Consider the following 7,646-nt stretch of genomic DNA (forward strand, 5'->3'; position numbering starts at 1 on the left):
ACTGCTTCACCTGCGCGGGCGATGCGGTCATGCGGCCTCCTCGTCGAGCGCGGCCAGGAGGACGTCGGCGGCGTCGCGGGCGCGCTCGGCCTGGCCGCGGCGGGCGGTGTCGCCGTCCTCCAGGCGCAGGTAGGTGCTCCAGGCGTCGCGCGCGCGGCGCAGGTCGCCCGTATGCGCCGCCGCGAAGCCCAGGTGGTAGTGCACGGGTGCGGAGAGCGGATCCAGCGAGGCCGCGCGGCTGAGGGTCAGCAGCGCCTCCGGCCGGCGCCCCACTCGGCGCTGCGCCCGCGCCAGCAGCGTCCACACCTCCGCCCGCTCGGGGTTTGCGCGCGCCAGGTCCTCCAGTAGGCGCCGGGCCGCATCCGGCTGGCCCTCGTTCAGGAGGCGGTCGGCCTCGCTCATGGCGTCGCGCAGCGGGCGCTCCCACGCCATGACGGCCGGCTCCGCGGGGGCCTCCTCCAGGATGTCCACCACGCCGGTGGAGACGAGGCCCCACACGATCTTGGCCACCTCGAAGTCGCCGCGCCCCAGCGCGCCGGAGATCGTCTTGAGGCTGCGCTGGCCGTCGATCTCGGCGAGCACCTCCCACTCGGCGGGGTGCAGGTCCAGCACGGCATCGTCGCCCGGCTCGTGCACCAGCGCGGGGACGACTTCCATGTGCGGGATCTTGGACTCCAGCGTGCTCCACTCGTCGATCCGCCGCGCCGCCTCCATCAGCAGGGACTCGGTGGGGACGCGGATGGTCACCGGGCCGGGTGACGGGGGCTGGCCTTCCTCGAAGCGGAAGTAGCCGTCCTTCCACTGCATCAGCTCGAAGACGGCTTCCTGGATCTGGAAGCGGAGCTGCCGAGCCACGTCCTGCACCGAGACGACGCCCTCCTCCACCAGGATGGCGCCGAGCGGCTTGCCGGGCACCAGCTCCTGCAGGCGGCGCGCGGCCACCACGTGGCGCTCGGCCACCTTGCCGGCGCGCAGCAGCAGGTGGCCCAGGCGGTCCTGTCCGTCGCCGAGCTGCGCACCGACGACGCCGCCGCGGTCGAAGAGCACGACGGCCGGCTGGTGGCGCGCCTCGTGGCTGACGGTGAGCGTGCCCGTCTTGCGGCTCAGGTCCAGGAGCTGGAAGACGTCGCTGAGCGCGAGCTCGCGGAGAGGTCCTTCGATCGCCATCAGGCGCTCTGGAAGACGGTGACGACGTCGAGCGCCGTGTCGATGTTGCCGCGCGCCGCCTGGGCGAGCGGCGAATCCGGTGCGGCCTCCACGGTGCGCCGCCAGAAGCCGATCGCCTCGCGGAAGCGCCGCTCGGCGGCCGCCAGCGCCCCCAGCCCGAAGAGCGCCTCGGCACGCGCCGGGTCGAACTTGAGGACGCGCGCGAAGGCCTGTCGTGCGTCGTTGGGGCGCTCGTCCTCCATCAGCGCCTGGCCCAGGAGGACGAGCGCATCCAGGTGGTACGGGTCGCCGCCCAGCAGGTCCACCGCCGTCCCCACCGCCTCGCGCGGGCGGCCGGCGGCGCGCTGTGCCTGGGCCAGCAGGTACGCCGCGTCCGCGTAGGTGGGGAGGATGTCGAGCGCCGCCTGCGTTTCGCGGATGGAGTCCTCCACGCGGCCGCTGGTGAGGAGGAGCCTGCCCAGCTCCACGCGCGCGGCCACGAAGTCGGGGTCCAGCTTGACGGCCATGCGTAGCGCGCGCTCCGCGTCCGCGGTGCGGCCGGCGGCGAGGGCGGCGCGGCCTAGGTGGCGGAGGAGGGCGGCGTCCTGCGGCTCGATCTCCACCGCGCGGCTGAATACGCGCACCGCTTCGGCCGCTTCGCCGCTCTGCAGCAGCACTTCCCCCAGCACCTGGAGGTTGTCGGCGCGGTCGGGAGCGTGCGCGCGCACTGTCTCGGCGGCGAAGCGCGCGTCGTCCAGGCGGCCCAGGCGCAGCAGCGCGCGCGAGCGGCCGCCCCAGGCGCGGGTATGCGCCGCGCTCCACTCCACCCCTTCCAGCCGCACGAGCGCCGCGTCGAACCGCTCCAGCGCCTCGCCGTCCAGCCCCTGGCGCAGGAAGACCTGCCCGGTGAGGAGCGCCGCCTCCACCGGGTCGGCGCCGGCCAGGGCCACGCGGCGGATCTCGCCCAGCGCGCGGTCCAGCAGCCCCTTGCTGATGAAGTCGTCCGCCAGGTTGAAGGCGTCGGCCGCGGGGGCGGGCGCGGGGGCGGCGGCCGGCTGCGGGGCCAGCTCGCCGAAGATCTGGTCCAGCGCGGACTCGTCGAAGGTGAAGCTCTCCACCTTGTCGTCGCCCGCCAGCCGCTCGGCCGCGTCCAGCTCCGGCGCCAGCACCTCGGCGTACTCGTACTGCAGGTCGATCGCCAGCTTGAAGCGCGGCGTCGTGTAGTACGGGTTGAGCTCCAGGGCGCGCTTGGTCTCGCGGAGAGCGCCCTCGAAATCCCCGAGGTTCGACAGCACGAACGACAGGTTGTAGCGCGCCTCCGCGTTGTCCGGGTCTGAATCCACGGCGCGGACGAAGGCGTTGCGCGCTTCCTCGTAGCGGCGCGTCTCCATCAGCACCGCGCCGATGCCGTTCCACGCGGAGGCGGCCTCGGGGTCTGCGCGCAGGGCGGCGCGGTAGGCGTCCAGCGCGGCACCCTGGCGCCCGGCGCGGATGTGCATCAGCCCGCGGTTGCTCCACGCGTCCACGAAGGCGGCGCGCAGCGTGACCGCCTCGCGGAAGGCGTTCTCCGCCCCGTCCGCGTCGCCACGGTGCAGGCGCACCACGCCCAGGTTGTTCCACGCGAGGGCGTACGCCGGGTCGGCCTCGATGGCGCGGCGGTAGCTGGCCTCCGCATCCTCCACCTGGCCGATCTGGTGCAGGCAGACGCCGCGCTCGTTCCACAGCTTGGGCGAGCGCTCGTCTTCCGCCAGCAGCCGGTCGTACAGGTCCAGCGCCTCGCGCGTGTCGCCGCGAAGGAGGTGCACCTCGGCCATGGCCTGGCGCAGCAGCGCGGGCTCCTCGCCCCCTTCCAGCCCGCGCACGAACTCGCGCAGTGCCTCGTCGTACAGCGCCTTCTGGCGGAAGGCGATCCCCAGGTTGTAGTGCGCCAGCGCCTCGCCGGTGGCCACTTCGGGGCGGCGGACGCGGTCGCCCACCATCTCCTCGTAGCGCGCGACGCTGTAGCGGTCCAGCGAGAGGTTGGCCTGCGCCTTGGTGTACTGCGGGTTGAGCTGCATGGCGAGCCGCGACGACGCCGTGGCCCGCGCGTGGTCGCCCATGTCGCCGTACACGAAGGCGAGCACGTAGTGCGCGTCCGCCAGCTCCGGGTTCAGCTCGACGGCGCGCGTCAGCTCGCGCAGCGCCTCGTCGTTGAGGCCGCGGTTGTAGAAGAGCTCGCCCAGGTAGAAGTGCAGCACGGCCGAGTCCGGATCGCGCTCCAGCGCCTGCGCGTACCACCCCATCGCGCTCTCGAACTGCCCCCCCGCCTTCTCCGCCTGCCCCAGCCGGATCAGCGTCTCCAGGTCGTCCGGGTCCTGCGCCAGGACGCGGCGAAGCTCGGCGACGGCCCCGGGGGCGTCGCCGGTGTTGAGGTAGGCCTGGGCGAGGCGGGTGCGCGCCTCGGCGTCGGTGGGGTCGTCGCGCAGCCGCTCGCGCAGCTCGCTGATCAGCCGGTCGTAGTAGCCGGTGTTGAAGTAGGCGATCTCCAGGTTGCGCTGCGCCACCACCATCTTGCTGTCGATGGCCAGTGCGCGCCCGAACTGCTGGATCGCCTCCTCGTACAGCCCCTTGTTGAAGTAGAGGACGCCGAGGTTGTTGTGCGCCCCCGCGTCCGCCGCGTCGATGCGCTGGGCGAAGCCGCGCAGGATGCGAAGGTCGCGCTCCGAGTGGCTGGGCCGGGCCGCCGCCGGCGCGGGTGCGTCCTGCACAGTCAGGCCAGGCGGATGCTCTGGAGGATGATCTCCAGCGACTCGATGTCCGGCAGGAGGAGGAACTGCCCCTGCACCACCTCTTCGCCCTCCATCAGGAACTCCGTCTGGATGCAGAAGACGAAGTCGCGCTCGTGGCCGAAGTTGGTGTACGCCGTGGTGAGCACCGCGCCGCACAGGTCGATCACCAGCGACGGCACCGAGGGGAGGAGCATCAGCCCCATGAAGTCGGCCAGCGCATTCATGTACGCCGCCGACAGGATGTTCCCCGCCTCCTTGATGGCGCTCTGCTCCAGCTCGCCGAACACCTGCGACGAGCCCGCCGGGCGGTGCAGGAGGATCTCCGCCAGCCGCATCGCCGCGTTGCGCGGAAAGATGAGGAGGGTGCGCCCGGTGAGGTCGCCCAGCATGTGCATCAGCACCGCGGCGACCACTTCGTCCGCCTTCCCCATGATGTCCGGCACCTGCTCCAGCGGCGTGACCTGGAGTCGCGGGACGTTGATCATGATCCGCGTGTTCGTCATCTGCGAGAGCGCGGTGGCGGCGTGCCCCGCCCCCATGTTCGACACCTCGCGGAGGGCGTCAAGCTGAATGGCCTGCAGATCGCGCAGATCGAGCATCGTCGGATCGGGTTCGGGCGAAGGTGTGTCGGTTCTCTCAGGACGCCGCGCCGAGGAGGCTTCCGGCATCGAGGATCAGCGCGGGACGCCCGTCGGAGAGGATGGTGGCCCCCGAGAAGAGGCGCAACGTGTCGGCCGTGGCGTCGAACGACTTGACCACGATTTCCTGCTGCCCCACCAGGGCGTCGACTTCCAGCCCCACCCGCTGCTCCCCCACTTCCAGCAGGACGGCCGGCCGCTTGCCGCCCTCCGGCGCCGCGCCGTTGGTGTTCAGCAGGGAGCGCAGCGTCACCAGCGGGATCACCTCGTCGCGCAGGAACGCGACGGGGCGCCCCTTCACGCTCCCCACCTCGTGCTCCAGCAGGTGCACCGTCTCGCCCACGTGGGTGAGGGGGAGGGCGTAGGTCTCGCCGCTCTGCCTCACCAGCAGCGCGCGCACGATGGCGAGCGTCTGCGGAAGCTGCAGGGTGAAGACGGTGCCGCGCCCCGGCTCGCTGTCGATCTCCAGCATCCCGCCCAGCGCGCGTACCCGCGTGGCGACCACGTCCAGCCCCACGCCGCGGCCCGAAACGTCGGTCACCCGCTCCGCGGTGGAGAAGCCGGGCCTCATCACCAGCCTCCGCACCTCGTCGTCGCCCATGGCGGCGGCGTCCGCCTCGGCCACCAGCCCCAGCGCCACCGCCTTGCGCAGCACGCGTTCGCGCTGGATGCCGCGCCCGTCCTCTTCCACGCGGATGACGATGCGCGACCTTTCGCGGGCGGCGGAGAGGAGGAGCGTCCCCTTCTCCGGCTTTCCCGCCGCGTGCCGCTCCTCGGGCGATTCGATGCCGTGGTCGAGCGCGTTGCGCAGGAGGTGCACCAGGGGGTCGCCGATCTCGTCGAGCATGGAGCGGTCGAGCTCGATCCCCTCCCCCTCCATCACGAACTCCACCTTTTTCCCCAGCGACCTCGCCGCGTCGCGCACCAGGCGCGGGAAGCGGTCGAACACCTGGCCCACGGGAGCGAGGCGGGCGCGCATGATCTCGCCCTGCAGCTCCCCCACCAGGCGCGACGCCTGGTCCACCGCCTCCAGGAGCTCCGGATCGGCGTCGCGAGCCAGGGTGCGCAGCCGGTCGCGCACGATCACCAGCTCGCCGACGCCGTTCATGAGCGCGTCCAGCCGGCGCAGGTCCACGCGGATGTTGCGGACCTTGGCCGCCGCCCCCGCCGCGCTCTCCGCTTCGGGAAGCGAGGGCGCCGCCGTCCCACGCCGGTCCTCGTGCACCTGCGCGTCCGCGATCTCCCCCACCGCCAGCACCGCGGCGCGCACCTCGTCCGGGCTCAGCTCGGTGCGCAGAAGGAAGAAGAGCGCGCCGTCGAACCCCTCCTCCATCAGCGCCGCCTCGGGCGGATGCAGCGCAAAGGTCTCGCCCAGCTCGCGCGCCCTGCGCAGCGCCAGGAAGGCCCTCACCCCCGGCAGCATGGAGTCCGGCGCCACGCGCAGCCGCACGACCAGCGCCCCCTCCACGTGCTCCGGCGGCCCGCCCTCCGGCGCCGGCCCCTCCACGGGCGCGCGGCGGTCATCGCCCGCGGCGGCGCGCAGGCGTGCGAGGAGCGTGGCCATCTCCGGCTGCTCCCCGTCGCCCTCCTCCACGGCCAGCTCCACCGCCCTCTCCAGCGCGTCGGCGGCGGCGAAGAGGAGGTCCACCATCTCGGGCCCCGGCGAGACGCGCCCCTGGCGGACGCTGTCCATCAAGTTCTCCATCTCGTGGGCCAGGTCGGCGACGGCGCGGTACCCCATCGTCGCCGACATCCCCTTGATGGTGTGCACCGCCCTGAACATCCCCTCCACCGGCTCCCCGCCCTCCGGATTCTGCTCCAGGGCGAGAAGAAGGTGGTTGATCGCGGAGATGTGCTCGCGCGATTCGCTGAGGAAGAGCTCGCCGTACTGGGAAAGTTCCATGGGCGGAAAGTCCTGAGTCCTAAGTGCTAAGTGCTAAGTGGCTTGCAGTGCCCGGACGGCACCACGCTGTTCAGCGAGCACTTAGGACTTAGCACTTAGCACTTGCAGTCATCCCAGCACCCGCTGCACCGCCTCCAGCACCCGCGACGGCTGGAACGGCTTCACCACGAAGTCGCGCGCGCCGGCCTGGATGGCCTCGATGACGAGCGCCTGCTGCCCCATCGCGCTGCACATCAGGATCTTGGCCGCCGGATCTTCCTTTACGATCTCGCGGACGGCGTCGATCCCTCCCATGTCCGGCATCACGATGTCCATCGTCACCAGATCCGGCTTGAACTGGCGGTACTTCTCCACCGCCTGCACGCCGGTCTCGGCTTCCCCAACGATCTGGAAGCCGGCCTGGGTGAGGATGTCCCCGATCATCGTGCGCATGAAGATGGCGTCGTCGCAGATGAGGACCGTCTGGCTCATCAATCCTCCGGTGGGTTGGGTTGGGGTCAGGTCAGGATGCTTGAAAAGATCTCGCCGGGGTCCACGGCCACGAAGATCTCGTCGTCCACCTCGCCCACCCCGCGCAGGTACGCGCGGTCGATGCGAAGGGAGCGCAGGACCTCGGCCGAGGACGTCAGCGTCTCTGGGGCGACTTCCACGATGCGGGCGACCTCCTCCACCGCCATCCCCACCAGGCGGTCGTGGTGCTCCACGATCACGATGCTGTGGTCCGGAACGGCCGACGAAGGCGGGAGGCGGAGGCGGGCGCCGAGATCGATGACGGTGACGATGCGCCCGCGGAGGTTGATCAGCCCGCAGACGTGCTCGCCGCTCCCGGGGAGCGGGGTGTACGCCCGCGCCGGAATCACTTCGCGGATGCACTCGATCCCCACCCCGAACCGGTGCCCCCCGGCGACGAACAGCACCACCCGCTCCAGCGCAGCCATGTCGGCGGCGCCTTCGGCCGTGTCGTGGCTCTGGGTTGGGAGCATTACCGGGCCGGGGGTGGTATCGCGGGGGGTGTGTGTGGGGAGTATAGCGGGGGGTGGGGGCGGGGTCAAGAAATGGGGGCCCCCTCCCCCCGACCCCCTCCCCCGCCAGCGGGGGCGCAGGGCGGGAGAGGGGGAGAACACCGCGTCCTGCGCGGATGCCTTGTAGGGGCGCGATTCATCGCGCCCGTGCCACGGGCTGCACCGCCCC

Annotated in this window: 6 protein-coding genes; all 6 read right to left on the reverse strand. The window is 71.9% G+C overall.

All coding sequences use genetic code 11. The features are described 5' to 3' along the window. Positions 1 to 27: 27 nt before the first annotated feature. Positions 28 to 1,167, reverse strand: coding sequence for a DUF4388 domain-containing protein (locus tag VF647_19990; GenBank protein ID HEX8454372.1), 1,140 nt, complete (start codon positions 1,165 to 1,167; stop codon positions 28 to 30). Continuing rightward, positions 1,167 to 3,893 (reverse strand): tetratricopeptide repeat protein, encoded by a 2,727-nt coding sequence (locus VF647_19995; protein ID HEX8454373.1) that lies wholly within the window; start codon positions 3,891 to 3,893, stop codon positions 1,167 to 1,169. The genes VF647_19990 and VF647_19995 overlap by 1 nt, the downstream gene beginning before the upstream one ends. Positions 3,894 to 3,895: 2 nt before the next feature. Beyond that, positions 3,896 to 4,513, reverse strand: coding sequence for a chemotaxis protein CheC (locus VF647_20000; protein HEX8454374.1), 618 nt, complete (start codon positions 4,511 to 4,513; stop codon positions 3,896 to 3,898). Positions 4,514 to 4,550: 37 nt separating this feature from the next. Further along, entirely contained in the window at positions 4,551 to 6,455 is a 1,905-nt protein-coding gene (locus VF647_20005; GenBank protein ID HEX8454375.1) for a chemotaxis protein CheA, read from the reverse strand. 108 nt (positions 6,456 to 6,563) lie between these two features. After that, positions 6,564 to 6,926 carry a response regulator gene (locus VF647_20010; GenBank protein HEX8454376.1) on the reverse strand — a complete coding sequence of 121 codons (363 nt, stop codon included), beginning with the start codon at positions 6,924 to 6,926 and terminating at the stop codon, positions 6,564 to 6,566. Between the two features lie 26 nt (positions 6,927 to 6,952). Beyond that, positions 6,953 to 7,438: a chemotaxis protein CheW gene (locus VF647_20015; GenBank protein HEX8454377.1), complete on the reverse strand. Its 486-nt coding sequence runs from the start codon at positions 7,436 to 7,438 to the stop codon at positions 6,953 to 6,955. Positions 7,439 to 7,646 lie beyond the last annotated feature (208 nt).

This window comes from Longimicrobium sp. (assembly GCA_036387335.1).
In the GTDB taxonomy this organism is placed as follows: domain Bacteria; phylum Gemmatimonadota; class Gemmatimonadetes; order Longimicrobiales; family Longimicrobiaceae; genus Longimicrobium.